The sequence below is a fragment of the Neisseria sp. P0021.S007 genome (assembly GCF_051956855.1).
Window position 1 is genome coordinate 1 of sequence record NZ_JBQCXA010000581.1, and the last position, 668, is coordinate 668.

2 protein-coding genes are annotated in these 668 nt (G+C 33.8%); both read right to left on the reverse strand.

Annotation, left to right across the window (positions count from 1 at the left end):
- Nucleotides 1-269 (reverse strand): hypothetical protein (locus ACTHUR_RS14740; RefSeq protein ID WP_440399339.1); only part of this gene is annotated, 269 nt, incomplete at its 3' end.
- A gap of 181 nt (nucleotides 270-450) precedes the next feature.
- On the reverse strand, nucleotides 451-668 hold a 218-nt coding region (locus tag ACTHUR_RS14745), incomplete at its 5' end, for a hypothetical protein (protein WP_440399341.1).

Here is a 668-nt window from a genome sequence, read left to right on the forward strand (position 1 = left end):
TATAAGCACCATTCAGAAGCAGTCTCTAAAATAATATATTTATTGGGGTATCTCTGCGCAAAAGGTTCCAACATTTTAATTTTATCCGACAAACTTAATTCATCAGATACTTTTTGATGATGTACCGTCCACCCCCATATTAGACCAAGCTCTTGCAATCTTTGCTCAAAGCGTAACACCATCTCATTAAATGGAATTTTAAAGAAACACAAATGAGTGGTATGAGGTTTATGATCTTGTAAAAAAAACTGTGGGTTATTCATAATCAATCTAACGTCCTTAAAATAACAATAGCATCTTTATCATTGCTGAATATTCTATCTGCGTGTGGTATTCCGCGCGATGAAGTGCTTCGATCGTACTCAATATACACTCTTTTACCTGATGGAAGCGTTGCTTGCAAGTCTGGGCGGCATATTCCTACGCGACAAAAATTTCCATACTACTAATCTACGTCAGCCCCAAAAACAAAGATTTGTTTTTTTCATTCAACATATCTATCCTAAATATACCATCGCTCCATTTAAATCCATCTTCAAAAATCCATTCTAAATATACTCTTAAATTAGAACGTGCATTATCACTTTTGCATAATGGAAATAAACCATACAAAAAATCAAATGCCTCATTACATGATTTAATTGAAAAATATTGCGATTCATCCGAAA